The sequence below is a fragment of the Polaribacter sp. BAL334 genome (assembly GCF_015767435.1).
In the GTDB taxonomy this organism is placed as follows: Bacteria; Bacteroidota; Bacteroidia; order Flavobacteriales; family Flavobacteriaceae; genus Polaribacter.
Window position 1 is genome coordinate 79,473 of sequence record NZ_JADWOV010000271.1, and the last position, 20,030, is coordinate 99,502.

Genomic DNA, 20,030 nt, shown 5'->3' on the forward strand with positions numbered 1-20,030 from the left:
TGCCTGTTTTTTAAATTTTCGTCCGATATCAGCTTTTAAAAACGATTTTAGTCCTTTTTTATGATGTAAATCAAAGAAGAGTACTCTGAAGTTTTGCGAGCTTTCCAATTTGAAACAAAACCTCTCCAAAAGCCAATCAAAAAATTCAATTTACCTGTTTTGTATTTCTCACTCAACATAGAAACATAAAAAGAATCAAACTTCATGGGGAGTATTTTTTGCACTGACATATTTTCATTTTCAAACAACAAATGAATAGACTTTTGAGAGAAATGCCACAAATGTCTTGGCACATCATAAGCTGCCCAAAATTCTTTGTAATGTTTTGCATCATCACTTTTAAAATTTGGAACCGCTACAATCAATTTCCCGTTTTCGGAAAGTAGATTTTTTAATTGAGAAATAAATTCTGATACGTTTTCAACGTGTTCTAACACATGCCAAAGTGTAATGACGTCAAATTTTTTATTTGAAAATTCTTGCAAATCATTTTTCAAAAACAGTTGTTTTTGTTTTGCAATTTCTCTTGCTTTTTGATTAGGCTCTGTTCCAAAAACTGTCCAATTATTTTGCAAACACACTTTTAAAAAATCACCTGTTCCTGCTCCAACATCTAAAATTGATTTGTTTTCAAATCCAAAAGAATTGATTAAATCAACCTTTTTTTGCAACGTATAGTTTTTTACAAACTGATAAATTTTATCAAAAAAACCTTTTTTACTATCTGTATGAGAAATGTATTTTTCACTTTTATAATAATCCTCTAAATTTTTAGGAACAGGAAAAGTAACCAACATATCATAGGTGTGATTTCTTTTTACATCAAATAATTGCTCAGAAACTGTGTAATCTTTGCATTGCAAAAATGACTCTAAATTGGCGTAAAAATCAGGTTGTTTTTTCATTTTTATGGAAATGTTCCTCGTGGAACATTTTAAAAAATTGCATCAATTATCTTCCCATATACACTAACAATACAGAAATATCGCTTGGAGAAACCCCGCTAATTCTGCTTGCTTGTGAAATAGAAGTTGGTTTGATTTTAGTTAGTTTTTGTCTTGCTTCAATTGACAGACTATTTAGTTTATGATAATCAAAACTTGACGGAATTAATACATTTTCTAATCTATTTAATTTGTCTGCATTGTTTTTTTCCTTGTCAATATATCCAGAATATTTTAAGTGAATTTCAGCTTGTTCAATAATTTCTTCATCAATTGCATTCGCATTAACAAACTCTTTTAATGTAGCTATATCTTTCAAATCATCAAAAGATAATTGTGGTCTAGTAGCGATTTTGAACAACTTTAAAGATTGAGAAACCAACGCCAATTCTTTTGACTCAAGAATTGGATTTATCTCTTCTGGTTTTACGCTTGCATTTTCTAAAAAAGCAATCAATAAATCCGTTTTACGTTGCTTTTCTAAAACTCTTTCCATTCGTTCTATGGATGCCAATCCAATTTCAAAACCTCTTGGAGTTAAACGTAAATCGGCATTGTCTTGGCGCAACAACGTACGATATTCAGCTCTTGATGTAAACATTCTATAAGGCTCTTCCGTACCTTTTGTAATTAAATCATCAATCAAAACACCAATATACGCTTCGTTTCTTTTTAAAATAAACGGTTCCTTTCCTTGGATTTTTAAAGCTGCATTTACACCAGCCATCAAACCCTGAGCAGCTGCTTCTTCATAACCTGTTGTTCCATTTATTTGACCTGCAAAAAACAAGTTTTTAATCAACTTAGTTTCTAAAGAATGTGTTAATTGTGTTGGCGGAAAATAATCGTATTCAATAGCATATCCATATCTAAAAAACTTTACATTTTCAAAACCTTCAATAGCTCTGATTGCTTTGTCCTGAATGTCTTCTGGAAGTGATGTTGAAAAACCATTTACATAAATCTCAACTGTATTCCAACCTTCAGGCTCTACAAAAATTTGATGTCTTTCTTTGGTTGCAAAACGATTGATTTTATCTTCAACAGAAGGACAATATCTTGGACCTGTAGATTGAATTCGTCCATTGAACATTGGCGAACGATCAAAACCTTCACGTAACAAATCGTGTACTTTTTGGTTCGTATAAGTTAAATAACATGAACGTTGTTCAGTTAGTGGTTTTGTAGTTGGCAAGTATGAAAATTTCACAGGAAATTCATCTCCTGGTTGCTCTTCCATTTTTGAATAATCTAAAGAACGACCATCAACTCTTGGAGGTGTTCCTGTCTTCATTCTTCCTGCTTCAAAACCTTTTTTTACCAAATCTTCTGTAATTCCTGTTGAAGAACTCTCTCCTGCTCTACCACCACCAAATGTTTTCTCTCCAATATGAATCAAACCATTCAAAAAAGTTCCTGCAGTAATCACAACTGCTTTCGCTTTAATTTCGATTCCAAGTGCCGTTTTTACTCCAACAATTTTATCTTCTTCAAACAATAATCCATTTACAGAATCTTGAAAAAAATCTAAGTTCTGTGTTTGTTCTAGCATCATTCTCCAACATTCTGCAAATTGCATTCTATCAGATTGCGCTCTTGGACTCCACATTGCAGGACCTTTGGATTTGTTTAGCATTTTGAACTGAATCGCAGTTTTGTCTGTTACAATTCCGCTATAACCTCCAAGAGCGTCAATTTCTCTAACAATTTGTCCTTTGGCAATTCCTCCCATTGCAGGATTACAACTCATTTGAGCTATATTTTGCAAATTCATTGTGATTAACAATGTTTTTGCGCCCATATTTGCAGATGCAGCAGCAGCCTCACTTCCTGCATGACCACCACCCACTACAATTACGTCATATGTTGTTGTAAATAAACTCATTTTTTAATGTTTCACGTGAAACTTTTATTGTAATTAATTGTATATCAATTATTTAATAGCGATAAAGCATGATTTTCTTCAAATCTCATTATTTTTTCATCATCAGGAGTTTTATCTTTAAAACCCAAAAAATGTAAAATTCCATGAATCATTACTCTATGCAATTCTTCTTCAAAAGGAACTTTAAAATCAATGGCATTGTCTTTAACTCTTTCTACAGATATGAAAATATCTCCTGAAATTAATTTTCCTAAAGAATTATCAAAACTTATGACGTCTGTTAAAGTATCGTGTTGTAAAAACTCTACATTCAATTTGTGTAAATATTCATCATCACAAAAAATAAAATTGATTTCACCAGGCTCAAAACCTTTGTTTGAAATAATCATCTCAACCCAAGTTTCTAAGGCTACTTCATCAGAAAGTTCAAAATCGGTTTCGTAATTAAAGGTTGTCATTCTTATTGTTTTTTTTCTTCAGAAAAATACTCTCTGACCTTAATTTTATAAATTTGCTGCAAAGGTAATGATTGTCGATTTAATATTTCTATCTGATTGTAAAACTGCTTTTTAAATTCTAACGCTTTCAAATTATTTCGTTCATTGATCATTTGATTTGTATTCGACTTTCTTGAATTGTCTTTTCCTTGATTCAAAGTAGCTTTCTCCAACTTTAATAATTCATAATTTAATTGCTGCATTTTTTGTAAAACATCCGCATTAAAACCTTTTTCTAAAATTTCATTTTCCAATTCTTCCATAGTTTTTAAAGCCTTTTTTGCGTTACCTCCTCCAGGCTTATCTGATTCATTGTCTTTTATAGCTTCTTGTATTTGTTGTCTTAATTCACTTTGTTGTTTAAATATTTCATACAATTCTCCATTCAAATCATCATTCTGATTTCCTTCTCCTTGACCTTTTTTTTGTCCATTTTTTTGATCTCCTTCTTTTTTTCCGGATTCATTTCCCTTTCCTTTTTCTTCTCCTTTTTTCATTCCTTCTTCCATTTTTTTTGATAACCCTTCTTGCTTTTTTATCAAATCTGGTAAACTAAATTCTGAGGATTGACCATTTTTTCCTTGCTTCATTTGCATGGACATATTTTGTTTCATGTTATTCAAAACATTGCTTAAATAATCTGATAAATTATTAGTGGCAGTCATCACATATCGTTGATTAGAAATTCCTTGAGAGAAACGATTTTCAGAAAAATTATCTAACGATTGATCTAAATTATAATGAGCTGTTGACAATTCATTTTGAATTTTCGTAGATATGGTTGGCACTTTCATAGAAAGCACATACAAACTATCATCAATATGTTCAAAATAGGTTTTTATTTCATTTTGCTTTTTTAAATCCTTTCCAAAATCAGGATGAGAAGTAGAAATCTGATTGAACTTATTCATCAACTTTTCTTGTTCTTGTGAAAAAAGGACTAAGTTTTCTAAAATTTTTCGCAAGTCATCCATATTTTGTTCCATAGATTCTCCTTGCATTTCCATCATCGATTTTTGCATTTTTGCACTCATTTCTTTCATTTTTTGAGCACTTTTCTGCTGATTTTTTTTTGCCTTTGACGTTTCCTTTTTTTCTAGATTTTGTTCAGTATTCTGCAATTCTTTACTGATATTTTCAGATTCCTCTTCAACATCAGGCAATTCCATAGGATCTTTTAATTTCTCATTGTCTTTCTTCACCTCTTCCAATTCTTTTTCAATGTCTTGAAATTCATTTTTAATCTCTTTTTGCTTTGTATTTGCATTCGTAGAATCTTTAGAAACTGCCTCTTGTTTTTTTGCTAATTCATCTACTTTTGATGCAATTTGCATCGTTTTTTGTTCCACATAAAAGCGTTTTACCAATTCTAATGTTTTTTCCAGACTTCGTTGTTGCTGTTTATTTTGTTGCGCTAATTCTTTTGCTTTTTGAACCAAATCTTCTTTGTTCAATTTTTCAGCCATTTTTTGAATTTCGTCCAACAATTTTTGTTGTTTTTCAGTATTTTTTAATTCTTGAATGCGTTCTTTTAAAGTTTCTTTTTTGTCTTGCAATGATTGATTTTGTTCCTTTTTTTCATCTAAATTTTCTTGCAATTTATCCGTTTGGCGTTCCATCATTTCCTTGTATTGCTCTTGACGTTTGATGAAATTTTCTATTTTTTTCTGATCATTCCAATTCGTGTTCTTTTTTTGTTGCAAATCTTGCTGTAAAGTTTCGATTTGCTTTTGTTCCTTTTTTTGAATTTGGACAGTATTTTCTAAATTTTGAATTGTATTTTTTTGTTCTTTCAACAATTCTTCTTCAATTTCTTCAGAGGATTTTTGTCGATATTGAAACACTTTTGAGGTTGATTTTTTTGAACCATTTACACCATCATTATCAAAAATCTGAAAATAGATTTCATAATTCACACCTTCAGCCAAAGAAATTCCATTCGGAAATTGATAAAAAAAAGTTTGAATAATCTCAGAAGCTATTGGAATGTCAATAGTTTTTTTGGCGTTTGGATTTGACTCATCATAATACACCAATTGTAATTTTTTCAAACCATAATCATCCGAAATTTGTCCTGCAAATTGAGCATTTCCTCTAGAAATACTATCAATATTAGAAACAACAGAAATTGAGGGAAATTCATCAGAAATGACATTTACAGAAAATTGTAAGTTTTCAAAATCAGTCAAATTTTTATTGGAAGATGAAATTTGATAGTTGAACGGTTGTAAAACTTTCTTAGAAAACTGAAAATTACAGGAAGCAATTTTATTGAAAATGATTCTTTGTTGATTTTCAATAAAAGCCAATTTATCAGTATTTGAAGTGTTTACTTTCCAAACAATAGTTGTGCCTTCAGGGACAATATTATTTCCTGAATTTTGAACGATTTCATTCTTTTTACCAATATAGGATGGATATAAAAGCTCTAAAAAAACATTGTTTATAATCGGAGACTGAATTACCTGAATTTGATACACTTCTGATTCAATTCCATTGGCTGAAATCTGAAAATCAATAGCTTCTTTTACATCCGAAAAAGTATAAGAAAAAGTGGCATTTCCTGTTTCTTGCATAAAATATTGTTGTTCATTGAAAACAATTTTTACCTCATCAGGAAGGAAAGAACCAACCACTTTAAAAGCCACTGTTACATCATTTCCTTGTACAACTTGTAGATTTTTCGAAACCAACAAAAACGCAAAAGGTGCTGGAGGTGAATAGGCAGTTTTATAATTTACAACGCGTTCCAAACTTTTAGTCAATGCGCCATTTGTGCCGGAAATAAAGCTCAAAAACCAAATAAAAACCGGAATCAAAGCATATTTCAAATATTTTTTATTTTTTGAAAAATCAATCGCTTTTACAAAAGGAATGGGTTGCAAAGCAGCTGATTTTTGATCAATACTTGCCAATAATAAATCGGATTGATGTGATTGTTTATGCAACTGTAAAATATTCAGCAATTTATCTTCCACCTCAGGAAAATGATTTCCAATAATTTTAGAAGATTCTTCAAAGGAAATTCCCTTTTTTAAACCAATGATTTTAAAAATTGGAAATAGAATAAATTTGGTCAATAAAAAAAGTTCTACCAAAACAAAAAGCCAAAATAAAATGGTTCTTGATACAGGTTTTAACCACAAAAAATACTCGATAAAAAGCGTAAAAAACAAGTATAAAATCCCAAATGAAAGGAATAAAATACTTCCTCTAATCAATTCATTGGTATAGAATTTTAGAGAAAATTGCTGTAATTTTTGGGTTATTTTGGTAAATTCATTCATAATCAACTCATAAAAATACAGTATTTGAACTAAAACACAATCAAATATTTGTTAAAACCGATTTTGGAAGGTTTTGGTTTTAACTCGGAATTAAAAAAAAGTATCTTTGCAGCACAAAAAACATTCAAATGAATTCAACAGTTCGTGTTCGTTTTGCGCCAAGTCCAACTGGACCTCTTCATATTGGAGGCGTAAGAACAGCTTTATATAACTATCTTTTTGCGAAAAAAAATAACGGCACTTTTATTCTTAGAATTGAAGATACAGACCAAACACGCTATGTTGCAAATGCTGAAAAATACATTATTGATTCGTTGAATTGGTGCAATATTCCATTTGATGAAGGTCCAGGAAAAAATGAAAAATTTGGTCCTTACAGACAATCTGAACGAAAAGAAATCTATAAAAAATATGCTGAAATTCTCCTTGAAAAAGGATGGGCTTATTATGCTTTTGATACTGCTGAATCATTGGATTTATTGAGAAAAGAACATGAAGAAAATGGGAAAACATTTATTTATAATTGGCACAATAGAAGCAAAGGAAAATTAATAAATTCATTGGTTTTGACTGAAAAAGAAGTTCAAAAAAGAATTCAAAATGGTGATGATTTTGTGATTCGTTTCAAATCTCCTCAAGACGAAATCTTAGAAATGGAAGATGAAATCAGAGGAAAAATCAGTATTGATACCAATACTTTAGATGACAAAGTGTTGTTCAAATCTGATGGAATGCCAACCTATCATTTGGCAAATATTGTAGATGACCATTTGATGGAAATTACACACGTCATTCGTGGTGAAGAATGGCTTCCTTCCATGGCTTTGCACGAACTTTTATACAAAGCTTTTGATTGGAAAGCTCCAAAATTTGCACATTTACCTTTGATTTTAAAACCTGTTGGAAAAGGAAAATTAAGTAAACGTGATGGAGATCAATTAGGATTTCCGGTTTTTCCATTGGCATATAAAAATGAAGGAACAGGAGATATTTCTAGAGGTTATAAAGAAGATGGTTATTTTGAAGACGGATTTATCAATATGTTGGCATTATTAGGTTGGAATCCTGGAACTGAACAAGAAATTTTTTCTTTGGATGAATTAATTCAAGCATTTGATTTAAAGAGAGTTAGCAAATCTGGCGCAAAATTCAATCCTGATAAAACAAAATGGTTCAATCAGCAATACATGCAACAAAAAACTGTTGCTGAATTGGCAAATTTATATGCTCTAATTTTGAAAGAAAAAGGAATTATTGCTGAAAAAGAAACCATTGAAAAAGTAATTTCACTGATTAAAGAACGAGCTGTTTTTGTAGCTGATTTTTGGGAATTATCAAACTTCTTTTTTGAAGCACCTACAACTTTTGATGAAAAAGCAGTTGCAAAAAATTGGAAAGAAGACACCAATAATTTGATGGAACAATTATTGATTGAAATTAGAAAAATAGATGACTTTTCATCACAAAATACAGAATCAATTATCAAAGATTGGATTACTAAAAACGACATTGGTTTTGGAAAAGTGATGCAACCTTTGCGTTTGAGTTTGGTAGGCGAAATGAAAGGACCTCATTTATTTGACATCATGGAAATCATTGGAAAACAAGAAACTATACAAAGAATTGAATCCGCAATTAAAAATTTTTAACTTATGAAAAAAATCATTTTCTTACTATCAATCATGACTTTTTGCAGTGTAAATGCACAATTTATGAATGGAGGATTGCAAAATCAACGTCAAAGACAAATGATGCAAACTCCTGAAAAAGCTCCTGAGCCAAATTTTGATGTAGATCAATATTTGGGAATTGTGATTTATGATATTGAAAAAGCTGCCAAAAAATCAAGTATAAAACTAGATTCTGAAGAAGGAAAATCGTTCTCAAAAATACTGACAGATTACAATAATAAAATCAAACAAATCAGAAGAATCAATTCATTTACACTGAACAGTTCAAAAGAAATGGTTGAAAATTTTCAAAGAGCTGTGATTAAAAATAGAGATTATTCCAATCAAGTAGAAGTTCAAAAAAAATTGGCAGAAGATTTAAAACCAATTTCAGAAACAATGAAAACGGAAGATCAAAAATTGGATGAAGAAATCAAAAAAATTCTCACAGAAAAACAATATGAAAAATGGCTGAAATTCAATAAAAGCTTGAACAAAACTTTTTCAGAAGAAAAATAACTTCATTTTTCAAAAACATCATTGAAATCCTGATAAAATACTATCAGGATTTTTTTTGTAACTTATTAAAATAAATACGTCAAATAAATCGTATATTTACGATAAATCAATTTAAAAAAAATTAATATGTTTCCTATTCCATTAATTATTATTGCCCTTATTGTCCTTATTATTTTTGCATCTTATTTTATTGTAAAACAGCAAACAGCTGCAATTATTGAAACTTTCGGAAAATTTACGAGCATTCGTCAATCCGGATTTCATTTAAAAATTCCTGGAGTACAAAGAATTGCAGGAAGATTAAGTTTAAAAATACAGCAATTAGACGTTATCATAGAAACCAAAACACTGGATGATGTTTTCGTAAAATTGAAAGTTTCTGTGCAATATAAAGTAATTAAAGACAAAGTGTATGACGCTTTTTACAAGCTTGATTATCCTCATGATCAAATTACTTCCTATGTTTTTGACGTAGTAAGAGCTGAAGTTCCAAAGATGAAATTGGATGACGTTTTTGTAAAAAAAGATGATATTGCGATTGCTGTAAAAACAGAATTGAATGACGCAATGATGGAATATGGATATGATATCATTAAAACATTGGTAACAGATATTGATCCTGATGCACAAGTAAAAGCAGCAATGAACAGAATTAATGCTGCTGACAGAGAGAAAACAGCTGCGCAATATGAAGGAGATGCACAACGAATTTTAATTGTAGAAAGAGCCAAAGCTGAAGCTGAAAGCAAGCGTTTGCAAGGACAAGGTATTGCTGATCAACGAAGAGAAATTGCGCGTGGTTTAGAAGAATCTGTGGAGGTTTTAAATAGAGTTGGCATTAATAGTCAAGAAGCTTCTGCGTTGATTGTAGTAACACAACATTATGATACGTTACAATCATTGGGAGAGCAAACCAACAGTAATTTAATCCTATTGCCAAATTCGCCTCAAGTAGGAAGTAATATGCTAAATGACATGGTTGCAAGTTTTGCCGCAAGCAATCAAATTGGCGAGGCAATGAAAAACAACAAGAAAAATAGTTAAAATTAAAAAGCTCTGTAAAAAATTTTACAGAGCTTTTAGTTTTATAAATAATAAGAATCTTTACTTTTTATCTTCTATTTTATCGTTAGATTCTTCTTTTGTAGCGTTTTTAAATTCTTTGATTCCATTTCCAAGACCTTTCATTAATTCTGGAATCTTTTTTCCACCAAATAAAACCAACACAACTACCAAAATGATGACTACTTGAGTGCCACCAACAAAACCGAAATGCATTAATAAGTTTTTCATAAATAAAAATTTAACACTGCAAAGATACAAAAAGGTTTTTATTAATTTCTTTTTTGTATTATACCTCCTATTACTTTTTTATCTTTTATGATTTCAGGTTCTCCTTTATAAAAAATAGACCCTCCAAAGCTAACTTTTGCATCCAAAGATTCACCTGCAAAAATTTCGGCTTTTGCACCAGTTCCTGCTTTTACAGTGGTGCTTGAACTGCACTCTAAATTAAATCCATTGTAAACACCATATAAATCCAAATCAACGTTTTGATTTTTTGTTGTACCAGTAAGTTTAATTACTCCTCCTGATGAAGCTCTAACTTCTAAATGTTTTACTGCAAGAACCAAATTTATAAACGCTTTTTCTTGAGCATTTACTTCTAATTTATCTTGTTTAATTTCTTTAGCAGTAATTGTTGATGCTTCATTTGCATCAATCACATCAATATTTTTATTGTAATAAATGGTCACTAAAACTTCATTTTTTGCTAAATTATTATCAGGATTTAATGAAAAAGGTAATGAAATCTTCAACGTGTTATCGATATTTTTGATGCTAACACTTTCTGATTTTTCTCCCGTAATTTCAATTTTTTGCTCTGAAGATTTAATCAACTCTACTTCAATTCCATTATATACTTTTAAAATTGAAAAGTCTCCCAAATTTTTTGTTACTGTGGTTTGAGCATTCACTACAAATGCCACAAATACAAGGATTGTAAAATTTATTTTTTTCATCTTTTTATATTGAATCATTTCTAAATCAAAACACATACCATTTCTTGATATATCTTAAAATACAACGAAATATGTAAGTAAAAATTACTCTTCAATCAAGTTAAAATCCAAATGTTTTCGTTCTAAATCTGTTTTTTTCACCTGAACTTTAACATCATCTCCTAATTGATAGAGTTGTTTGGTTGATTGTCCTACAATGGCATATTGTTTTTCATCAAACAAATAATAATCGCTTTTGATATCGCGAATACGAACCATTCCTTCACATTTATTTTTGGTGATTTCCACATAAATTCCCCATTCTGTAACTCCCGTAATGACACCTTCAAAAATCTCTTCTTTATGATTTTGCATGTATTTTACTTGCATGTATTTGATAGAATCACGTTCCGCTTTTGAAGCCAATTCTTCTCTTTTGGAAGAATGTTTGCATTTTTCTTCGTACAATTCTGCTTTTGGAGAACTTCCTCCATCTAAATAATGTTGCAATAATCTGTGTGTCATGACATCAGGATAACGTCTAATTGGCGATGTAAAATGGCTGTAATAGTCAAAAGCCAATCCATAATGGCCAATGTTTTGAGTAGTGTAGACAGCTTTGCTCATAGAACGAATGGCAAGCGTTTCAATCATATTTGATTCCGCTTTTCCATGAACATCAGCCAACAATTGATTCAAAGTTGCAGAAGTTGTTTCTCTAGTATCAGTATTGATTTTATACCCAAATTTGCTGATGATATTCTGCAAAGAAGCTAATTTTTCGGTATCAGGTTCATCATGAACTCTGTAAACAAAGGTTTTTCCTGATGGTTTTTTGTTTTTTTCACCAATGAATTCTGCCACTTTTCTATTCGCAAGCAACATAAATTCTTCAATCAATTTATTAGCATCTTTTGCTTCTTTGAAATACACACTTGTTGGATTTGCGTCTTCATCTAAATTGAACTTTACTTCTACTCTATCAAATGAAATCGCACCTTGATTCATTCTGCGTTTTCTGAGAATTTTTGCCAATTCATCCATTTTCAAAATGGCTTCTACAATGGCTTCATCAACAGTATAATCATGTCCTGTTAATGAAACATTTGCAGGAACCACATTTTCTTTGGTTTCAATAATTACTTGTGCCTCTTCGTAAGCAAAGCGTTTGTCCGAAAAAGTTACAGTTCTTCCAAACCATTGATTGATAACTTCTGTATTTTCATTCAATTCAAAAATCGCTGAAAAAGTTAATTTTTCTTCTTCAGGACGCAAAGAACAAACACCATTACTCAAAATTTCGGGCAACATGGGCACTACTCTATCTACTAAATATACTGATGTTGCACGTTCGTACGCTTCATCATCCAAAATTGTTTTAGGTTGCAGATAATGAGAAACATCTGCAATGTGAATTCCTATTTCATAATGACCATTTTCTAATTTTTTAAAAGAAAGTGCATCATCAAAATCTTTTGCATCTTTTGGATCAATGGTAAAAGTGAGTGTATTTCGAAGGTCTTTTCGTTTAGAAATTTCTTCTTTTGTGATTTCTATGGAAAGATGAGATGCTTCCTCTTCTACTTCTTTTGGAAACTCATAAGGCAAATCATATTCCACTAAAATAGAATGCATTTCTGTATTTTGATTACCAGGTTTTCCTAAAACAGTGGTGATTTTTCCAAAAGGGTTTTTTGAATTTTCTGGCCAATCAAGAATGGTAGCTTGCACTTTATCTCCATGTTCTGCACCATTCATTTTGTTTTCGGAAATGAAAATATCAGCATACATTTTATTGCTATCAGGAATTACAAATCCAAAGTTTTTGCTCTTTTGTAACACACCAACAAATTGTGTTTTTGCTCTTTCTAAAACTTCAACAACATCTGCTTCAAGTTTATTGCTTCTACGTTTTTTATACACATAGGCTTTTACCAAATCATTATGCAACCCTTTGCCTAAATTGATATTTGGCACAAAAACATCATCTTCATAATCTTCTGTGATAAAATAGCCATTTCCATTAGAAGTGATATCTAATTTTCCAACAGAATATTTGCGCTCTTCATTTACTTGATATTTTCCTCTATCAACTTCTTTTAATTTTTTAGCAGCCGTTAATTCTGCCAACTTTTGAATAATTTGATTTTTTCCTTCAGTATCAGTAACACGAAGTTTCGCAGCAATTTGTTTGTAATTAAATTGTTTTGATGCGTCTTCTTTTAAAATTTTGAAGATATTTTTAGTTAAATCTTTAATGATATTGCCTTTCTTTTTGAATATTTTTTTCTTGTTGGCCATTTTATTTCTTTTCTTAAAATATGGAATTACTAAAATACACTATTTTACAAAGGTCGTGTATTAAAATTGGTTATAATTTTTAAAAATTAGGAAATGAGAATAAATAACTAATTGTTAAAAAAAACTTAATTTTTTTGTAACGAATTGAAAATTAAAGCGTCTATATAATAGTTGAAACCAAACTTAAATGAAAAATCTTAGAAAAATAATCGCTTTATTTCTTTTCATTTTCTTCACAGGAATTTTTGTGACAGTTAAAACTGTGCAGAAAACATTACGTAAAAGTGAACTTCCTCAAAAAACGGTTGACGCAAAAAAAGATTCCATCAATCTATATAAAAATAAAAAATCTACAGTGTAATTTTTATTCTTTCAAAACTTATAAACAACTATTATAATTCTATTTCTTTTTTAAAATTTTTAAAAATTCTTTTGGTGTTAATTATTGTTTGTTAATAGCTAGTATAAATTTTTTAAAATAAATTTTGATTTATGAGTTATTAAAATCTATTGACATTTTATAAGTAGCTTAATTATTTAAAAATCAATTCAATTTAGGACTTATTAACAATACTTATAAACAGTTATTAACCTATTTGAACTGATAAGTTTATAAAATTTCAATGTAAATAAATTGTAAATTTTATGTTGATAAACTTTTATTAAAAACTGATAATTTTTTATTGATTATTCAAAGAACCTTCTGTATTGTAAAAAAAATACAAACAACCAAAATTAGTTATGAGATTTTAACCATAAGTTCTTAACATTCTCTTAATATAGGTAAAAGCTTTATTTTGAATTACTTATTAAAAAAATATAAAATTTGATTGTTGATAACTGTAGAAACGAGTTAGAATCTTTATTTTTGTAGTTCATAACATCATTAAAATCAATCTACTATGACTATTGCTATCGGAAATGATCACGCAGGAACTGAATATAAGTTTGAAATTATTAAACATTTAGAAAAATTAGGACATTCAGTTTTAAATTTTGGCACAGATTCCAATGATTCCATGGATTATCCTGATGCAATTCATCCAACTGCATTTGCTGTAGAAAATGGAAAAGCAACTTTTGGAATCATTTTATGTGGAAGTGGAAATGGCGCTCAAATGACTGCTAATAAACACCAAGGAATAAGAGCAGCTTTGTGCTGGAACAATGAATTAGTAGCACTTACAAGACAACATAACAATGCAAATGTATTAACGATTCCTGCACGTTTTGTTTCTTTACAACAAGCATTAGGTTTTGTAGATATTTTTCTTTCCACGGATTTTGAAGGAGGAAGACATGAAGGTAGAGTGAATAAAATTTCGTGTTCAAATTAATGGAATTTCATGTAAAATCATTTTCTGAATTAACTGTTTCAGAACTATATCAAATCTTACAATTGCGCTCTGAAGTTTTTGTTGTAGAACAAGATTGTGTCTATCAAGACATAGATTTTAAAGACCAAAAAGCGCTGCATGTTTTAGTGTATAAAAACAATACAATCATCGCTTACACACGAATTTTCAAACCAGGTGATTATTTTGAAAATGCAAGTATTGGAAGAGTTGTGGTGAAACAATTTGAGCGAAAATATGGTTATGGACATGAATTAATGAAAGTTTCTATTGAAGCTATAAAAGATTCATTTCATCAGGAAAAAATCACGATTTCTGCACAATTATATTTGAAAAAATTCTACGAATCTCATGAATTTATTCAAGTAGGAGAAACCTATTTAGAAGATGGAATTCCTCACATCAGAATGGATAAAAATTAAGACTTATCTTTTTTATTCATTTTATAAATTAGATAGCCAAAACCAACCATAAAATGTAGCAGAATAATAGCTGCTACAATATAAATTATAGTATTTGAATTGTCATTCATTCCAGTACTTTTAGCGTTACAGAAAAATTATTAATTCCTTTCGATAATTTCATATTTTCCTCTGAAAACACTTGATTTGTATATGACGTGTATTGCGTAATTGGTTCAATACACAACATATTCTTTACCTCTGTCCAAAGCATAAAATTATGAAACCCTTTCGTGATGATTTGCAGATTTTTCTTGTGGTTATTTATCAATACAATTTCATCTGAATTCAACACAGGAAATGCATTTGAACCCGCATTCAAAACATCTGTCAACGTAATTTTTTGATTATTTGCCATCAAAGTTTCTTCACCAGTATCTGACAATAAAAATGCAGGATGATATCCCAACATAAATGGCATTCCTTCTTCAGATTGAATGGTAAAATCAATAACTAAACTGTCATTTTGAAGTGTAAATTTCTTTTCAAAAGTAAAATCAAATGGCCAATACAAGAATTCTTCAGTAGATTTTGAAGGGTATTTGCTGTTTTTAACCCAAGTATTTTTTTTATAATTTTTTATAAATTTTACTTGATTTTCACTTTCAGAAAGCAAATAATAATTCAATTCTCTCAATAATCCATGCTGGTCTTGAATGGCATCACCATTTTTGGTGTGTACCACAAAATCGTTTTTTTCAGTAGGACCAATGATAGGAAACATTTCGTCATCTGATTTTCGCCAACCTTTATTTCCTTTTTGATGGATGTATTCTTGTCCGTCAAAAACATAACTCACCAATTCTCCTTCATCAATTGCAATTGCACTTTTACTATTTTTTATTTGTATCATAATCAATCAATTTAGGTTGATAACAATATTACAAAATTGTAGGGTATTTTCTGAATTTTTAAGAAGACTTTTTTGTAACTTGCTTGCTTTAAAAAAATTTAGAAAACCAAGAAATATGTCAGAAGATAAAGAAAAATTAGCGAAATTAAAAGCCTTACAACTTACACTAGATAAGCTAGATAAGACCTATGGAAAAGGAGCAGTAATGAAAATGGGAGATGTTGCTGTAGATGATATTGAAGCCATTTCTTCAGGATCATTAGGATTGGATTTAGCACTCGGAGTTGGAGGTTATCCAAGAGGAAGAGTGATTGAAATTTATGGACCAGAATCTTCAGGAAAAACAACCTTATCATTGCATGCAATTGCAGAAGCTCAAAAAGCAGGTGGAATTGCAGCATTTATTGATGCTGAACACGCTTTTGATCGTTTTTATGCAGCAAATTTAGGAGTTGATATTGATAATTTAATCATCTCTCAACCTGATCATGGAGAACAAGCTTTAGAAATTACAGAGAATTTAATTCGTTCAGGAGCTATTGATATTGTTGTGGTGGATTCTGTAGCTGCATTGACTCCAAAATCCGAAATTGAAGGAGAAATGGGTGATTCTAAAATGGGGTTACATGCACGTTTAATGAGTCAAGCTCTAAGAAAATTAACAGGAACTATTTCTAAAACAAAATGTACCGTAATTTTTATCAATCAGTTGAGAGATAAAATTGGGGTAATGTTTGGAAATCCTGAGACGACTACAGGAGGAAATGCATTGAAATTTTATGCCTCAGTTCGTTTAGATATCAGAAGAAAAACGCAAATTAAAGATGGTGAAAAAGTGATTGGAAACAGCACTAAAGTAAAAGTGGTAAAAAACAAAGTAGCTCCACCTTTTCAACAAGCAGAATTTGACATCATGTATGGTGAGGGAATATCGAAAGTTGGTGAAGTTTTAGATATTGGTGTTGAACTTGGTATTGTTAAGAAAAGCGGTTCTTGGTTTAGTTATAGTGATACAAAATTAGGACAAGGAAGAGATGCTGTAAAAGGTGTGATCAAAGACAATCCTGAGTTGATGGATGAAATAGAAGCAAAAATAAAAGAGACAATTGCAAATCAATAAAAATAAAAAAACACCTTACTAAGGTGTTTTTTTATTTACAATCGATTCTAAATTTATATCGACGACAATGGTGTCTTTAACTTTAATCAAACCCATTAATTTTTTAGGCGTTGTCAAATTAAAATCTTGCAAACTCAAAGCAATACTTCCTTTAAAAATCATTTTGTTGTGCTGATTTAAAATAGAAATTGGTACTGTATAATTTTTGGTAATTTCACAAATCGTAAAAGAAAGTTCAGCATTTACAGTATTTTTACCTGATAAAGCTACTTTTTTTAGATTCATTTTTATGTGTGGGAAATCTTTTGTTTGTAATAATTTATGAAAATCTTTGTTAATTCCTCTTCCTCCACAATCAAATTCCGTTTTTTCGAGAAGTAACTGAGTATTCTCAAAAACAATCATATTATCATGTTTCTTAAAATTTACTTTCAATGAATCTGATAATTCATACGTATTGTAATCGCATGCAAATTCATGAACGTTTGATTTTCCTTTAATGATTAATGTACTTTTTGGCGTAAATGAAAGTGTTACAATCTCTTTTCTAGCAGAAGAAAAATAAAAGTTTGACAGTATAAAAAGATTCCCAAGTATAATTAATAAAGGTCTCATAAAGTTTTTGGTTTTAAAAATAAAGGTCTCTAGTGACGAATAGAGACCTTTAAATTACTAAAAAAACATTGAAAAAATTATCTTTTTTTAGAAACTAATAACAGTTTCTAACATAAATCCATCAAATTTACCTCCATCAAAGATGCTTGCTGCGTTGTATCCAGAGTGTTTTTGGCTAACATACTCCATTTTTAGCAACATGTTTTTAGTTAAAAACCATCCACCAGAAAGGTTAAATCTACTGATTTCAATATTGTCTCCATTTCTTTCTTCAGAATCTACAGTGTTGTAACGAGCACCAATGTATAGGTTTTCATCTTTTCCAAATCTGTAAATAGATTCTAAAGCCCATTGAGTTGCAGTTCTATTATCTGCTTCAGCAGCATTTTTACCAGTTGCATTTTCGTATGTTCCAAAGAACTCCCAACCTTTATATCTAACAAAAGGGTTGATCATGATAGCACGGATTTGATTTGTTAATCCTGGATTGTAACGACCTGATCTAAAATTTGCAGCAGGTGTAGCTGTTTCAGGTTCTAAAACTAAATAATATCTTGATCCAGCTCTATCTGCAGAGTATAAGTAAGAAGTTCTAACTCTACCAGTGTTGTATAAAGATCCTGTTAATCTGAATCTAAAATCATCATTGATTTGTTTGTCATAACCAAATTTTGCTAAGAAAGAAGCTCCTCCAGTATCAGGATTTGCAACATCTTGATTCAATTTACCATTAGAAATACCAACCATAGAGATGAATCCATTTTTACGGTAATAAAACTCAGCACCAACTTCGGTTGTGAATGCATCCATAATTAAGTTTCCAACAAAAGGGTTGAATAAAGCTTGGGCATTATCTGAACGTCTAAAGTGAGCATCACCATAGTTGTTTTCCATGTGACCAATTTTTACGGTAGCATGTTTCATAAAGTTTTCCATGAAACCTTCTTTGATAAAATCTAAATTATCAATTTGAATATAACCACCTTTTACATATGGCTCTGGGTGGTGTCTTGATGATAAATAGGTACGTAAGTGCATACGTAATCCTTTTCCTAAAACTACATCCATGTCTAAGTTTGCAGTAGCTAAGTTGAAGTTTCCTCCAATTTCTTTTAAAGGAACTACACCTGAGTTACTGTGAGATAATGATTGAAATTGCAAGGCAGATGCACCACCCATTCTTACATATACACCATCAAATTTTGATAAAACGGTATCTTTTGGAGCCTCAAAAACATTGATTCCACGTTTGTCTGGATTTCTGTAATTATCCAGGTCTCTCTGTGATTTTTGAGAGAACAAACTCATATTAGTTAACACGATAACTAAAAAAACTATTTTTGCTAAATTTTTCATATTAATATTGATTTTGAATTATTGTTTGTGTTTGTTTTAAAATTAATTTTTGAATATTGATTTAAATTTGACTTCTATTTCGTCACCTGTTTTTATTGTTCCAAGCAAAGCTTTTGGTGGTGCAATTCCAAAAGTGGTCATCAAAAGCTTATGAGATCCTTCTAAAATGTACACTTTTTCATTTTTTTCAATTGAAAACTTTAAAGTAATTGGTTTTTTAACTCCATTTATAACTAAGTTTCCTGAAGCAGAAATTTCATAACGTTTTTCTGTTTTTTTATTGACAGCTATAACTTCTGTTAATGAAAATTCAATTGTTTTAAACTTTTTTGTGTTTAATGCTTCAAAAGTTTTTTTGTCCATGGCTAATTTTCCACTTTTCAAACTTTCACTTTCTACAGAGAATGTAAGTGAACTAATTGCAAATTTATCTGCATCAGAAAAAATCATGCTGCCACTTTGCTTTTCAGCTTGTACATGCCAATCATGCAAAGAAGAAGTTCCTAATACTTGTAAAAAAGAGGTTTCGTTATCTAAAGTTAGTTTCTGAGCCTGAACGAAAAAAGGCGTTGTCATAAAAACGAATAACAACAGATAGGGTAGTAATTTTGTTTTTTTCATCATAATTGTGTTTAATTACGATGCAAAGATTGAGCAATATTACATATCAAAAAATGATATTTATCATGTTCACATTTTTCCAAAAAAAATGCAACAAATAAGTTTTATTTCAAGCCAGTACTACCAAAACCTCCCGAACCACGTTGCGTTTCTGATAATATTTCTACTTCATTCCACTGAATTCTTTCGTGTTTTGCGATGACCAATTGTGCAATTCTTTCTCCATCATTGATTAAAAAATCTTCGTTTGATAGATTTACAAGGATTACTCCAATTTCCCCCCTGTAATCAGCATCTACAGTTCCTGGAGAATTTAAAACTGTGATTCCTTTTTTAGCAGCCAAACCACTTCTAGGCCTTACTTGCGCTTCAAATCCTTGAGGTAAAGCAATATACAACCCTGTTTTTACAATCGCTCTTTCTAATGGTTTTAGATTGATTGTTGTTTCAATATTCGCTTTTAAATCCATTCCTGCAGCACCTTCAGTTTCGTAGTTTGGAATGTCGTGTTTTGATTTATTAATGATTTGTACTATCATATTA

Annotated in this window: 19 protein-coding genes; 7 read left to right on the top strand and 12 right to left on the bottom strand. The window is 30.3% G+C overall.

Annotated features, from left to right (window positions below):
* Positions 1 to 47: 47 nt before the first annotated feature.
* Genes IU405_RS06790 through IU405_RS06805 form a run of 4 tightly spaced genes read right to left on the bottom strand, consistent with a single transcriptional unit; the run spans position 48 to position 6,613 of the window.
* A complete protein-coding gene (locus IU405_RS06790) occupies positions 48 to 905 on the bottom strand; it encodes a class I SAM-dependent methyltransferase (RefSeq protein ID WP_197437855.1) in 858 nt (285 codons plus the stop codon).
* A gap of 46 nt (positions 906 to 951) precedes the next feature.
* Entirely contained in the window at positions 952 to 2,829 is a 1,878-nt protein-coding gene (gene mnmG / locus IU405_RS06795; protein WP_197437856.1) for a tRNA uridine-5-carboxymethylaminomethyl(34) synthesis enzyme MnmG, read from the bottom strand.
* A 44-nt stretch (positions 2,830 to 2,873) separates the two neighbouring features.
* The gene (gene ybeY / locus IU405_RS06800; RefSeq protein ID WP_197437857.1) at positions 2,874 to 3,287 is read right to left on the bottom strand and encodes an rRNA maturation RNase YbeY; all 414 of its coding nucleotides are present in this window, start codon (positions 3,285 to 3,287) and stop codon (positions 2,874 to 2,876) included.
* A gap of 2 nt (positions 3,288 to 3,289) precedes the next feature.
* Positions 3,290 to 6,613: a DUF4175 family protein gene (locus tag IU405_RS06805; RefSeq protein ID WP_197437858.1), complete on the bottom strand. Its 3,324-nt coding sequence runs from the start codon at positions 6,611 to 6,613 to the stop codon at positions 3,290 to 3,292.
* Between the two features lie 128 nt (positions 6,614 to 6,741).
* On the opposite strand from IU405_RS06805, the gene gltX reads away from it, so the two are divergent.
* The 3 genes from gltX (at position 6,742) to IU405_RS06820 (ending at position 9,846) form a co-directional block, all read left to right on the top strand.
* A complete protein-coding gene (gene gltX / locus IU405_RS06810; RefSeq protein ID WP_197437859.1) occupies positions 6,742 to 8,262 on the top strand; it encodes a glutamate--tRNA ligase in 1,521 nt (506 codons plus the stop codon).
* Positions 8,263 to 8,265: 3 nt separating this feature from the next.
* Positions 8,266 to 8,802, top strand: a complete 537-nt coding sequence (locus tag IU405_RS06815) for a hypothetical protein (RefSeq protein ID WP_197437860.1) — start codon at positions 8,266 to 8,268, stop codon at positions 8,800 to 8,802.
* A gap of 126 nt (positions 8,803 to 8,928) precedes the next feature.
* On the top strand, positions 8,929 to 9,846 hold the full coding sequence (locus IU405_RS06820; RefSeq protein ID WP_197437861.1) for an SPFH domain-containing protein: 918 nt from the start codon (positions 8,929 to 8,931) through the stop codon (positions 9,844 to 9,846).
* A 60-nt stretch (positions 9,847 to 9,906) separates the two neighbouring features.
* On the opposite strand, the gene tatA is transcribed toward IU405_RS06820, so the two are convergent.
* The 3 genes from tatA to rnr all read right to left on the bottom strand — a co-directional run bounded on the left by tatA (position 9,907) and on the right by rnr (position 13,106).
* On the bottom strand, positions 9,907 to 10,095 hold the full coding sequence (gene tatA / locus IU405_RS06825) for a twin-arginine translocase TatA/TatE family subunit (protein WP_197437862.1): 189 nt from the start codon (positions 10,093 to 10,095) through the stop codon (positions 9,907 to 9,909).
* A 41-nt stretch (positions 10,096 to 10,136) separates the two neighbouring features.
* Complete coding sequence (locus IU405_RS06830) at positions 10,137 to 10,826, bottom strand: head GIN domain-containing protein (protein ID WP_197437863.1); 690 nt, start codon at positions 10,824 to 10,826, stop codon at positions 10,137 to 10,139.
* Positions 10,827 to 10,910: 84 nt separating this feature from the next.
* Positions 10,911 to 13,106, bottom strand: a complete 2,196-nt coding sequence (gene rnr, locus IU405_RS06835; protein WP_197437864.1) for a ribonuclease R — start codon at positions 13,104 to 13,106, stop codon at positions 10,911 to 10,913.
* Between the two features lie 187 nt (positions 13,107 to 13,293).
* Between rnr and IU405_RS06840 the strand changes: the two genes are divergently transcribed.
* The 3 genes from IU405_RS06840 to IU405_RS06850 all read left to right on the top strand — a co-directional run bounded on the left by IU405_RS06840 (position 13,294) and on the right by IU405_RS06850 (position 14,883).
* Positions 13,294 to 13,467, top strand: coding sequence for a hypothetical protein (locus IU405_RS06840; protein WP_197437865.1), 174 nt, complete (start codon positions 13,294 to 13,296; stop codon positions 13,465 to 13,467).
* Between the two features lie 541 nt (positions 13,468 to 14,008).
* Positions 14,009 to 14,443 carry a ribose 5-phosphate isomerase B gene (rpiB, locus tag IU405_RS06845; RefSeq protein ID WP_197437866.1) on the top strand — a complete coding sequence of 145 codons (435 nt, stop codon included), beginning with the start codon at positions 14,009 to 14,011 and terminating at the stop codon, positions 14,441 to 14,443.
* Positions 14,443 to 14,883 carry a GNAT family N-acetyltransferase gene (locus IU405_RS06850; RefSeq protein ID WP_197437867.1) on the top strand — a complete coding sequence of 147 codons (441 nt, stop codon included), beginning with the start codon at positions 14,443 to 14,445 and terminating at the stop codon, positions 14,881 to 14,883. The genes rpiB and IU405_RS06850 overlap by 1 nt, the downstream gene beginning before the upstream one ends.
* Before the next feature lie 106 nt (positions 14,884 to 14,989).
* Here the strand turns inward: IU405_RS06850 and IU405_RS06855 are convergent, their stop codons facing one another.
* Positions 14,990 to 15,775 carry an aldose 1-epimerase gene (locus IU405_RS06855; RefSeq protein ID WP_197437868.1) on the bottom strand — a complete coding sequence of 262 codons (786 nt, stop codon included), beginning with the start codon at positions 15,773 to 15,775 and terminating at the stop codon, positions 14,990 to 14,992.
* Positions 15,776 to 15,890: 115 nt separating this feature from the next.
* Between IU405_RS06855 and recA the strand changes: the two genes are divergently transcribed.
* Positions 15,891 to 16,895 carry a recombinase RecA gene (gene recA, locus IU405_RS06860; protein WP_197437869.1) on the top strand — a complete coding sequence of 335 codons (1,005 nt, stop codon included), beginning with the start codon at positions 15,891 to 15,893 and terminating at the stop codon, positions 16,893 to 16,895.
* An 18-nt stretch (positions 16,896 to 16,913) separates the two neighbouring features.
* Here the strand turns inward: recA and IU405_RS06865 are convergent, their stop codons facing one another.
* The 4 genes from IU405_RS06865 to dut all read right to left on the bottom strand — a co-directional run bounded on the left by IU405_RS06865 (position 16,914) and on the right by dut (position 20,026).
* The gene (locus tag IU405_RS06865; RefSeq protein ID WP_197437870.1) at positions 16,914 to 17,510 is read right to left on the bottom strand and encodes a YceI family protein; all 597 of its coding nucleotides are present in this window, start codon (positions 17,508 to 17,510) and stop codon (positions 16,914 to 16,916) included.
* Positions 17,511 to 17,597: 87 nt separating this feature from the next.
* Positions 17,598 to 18,866, bottom strand: coding sequence for a hypothetical protein (locus IU405_RS06870; RefSeq protein WP_197437871.1), 1,269 nt, complete (start codon positions 18,864 to 18,866; stop codon positions 17,598 to 17,600).
* 42 nt (positions 18,867 to 18,908) lie between these two features.
* Positions 18,909 to 19,487, bottom strand: a complete 579-nt coding sequence (locus tag IU405_RS06875) for a YceI family protein (RefSeq protein WP_197437872.1) — start codon at positions 19,485 to 19,487, stop codon at positions 18,909 to 18,911.
* Positions 19,488 to 19,591: 104 nt separating this feature from the next.
* Positions 19,592 to 20,026 (bottom strand): dUTP diphosphatase, encoded by a 435-nt coding sequence (gene dut / locus IU405_RS06880; RefSeq protein WP_197437873.1) that lies wholly within the window; start codon positions 20,024 to 20,026, stop codon positions 19,592 to 19,594.
* Positions 20,027 to 20,030: the final 4 nt, after the last annotated feature.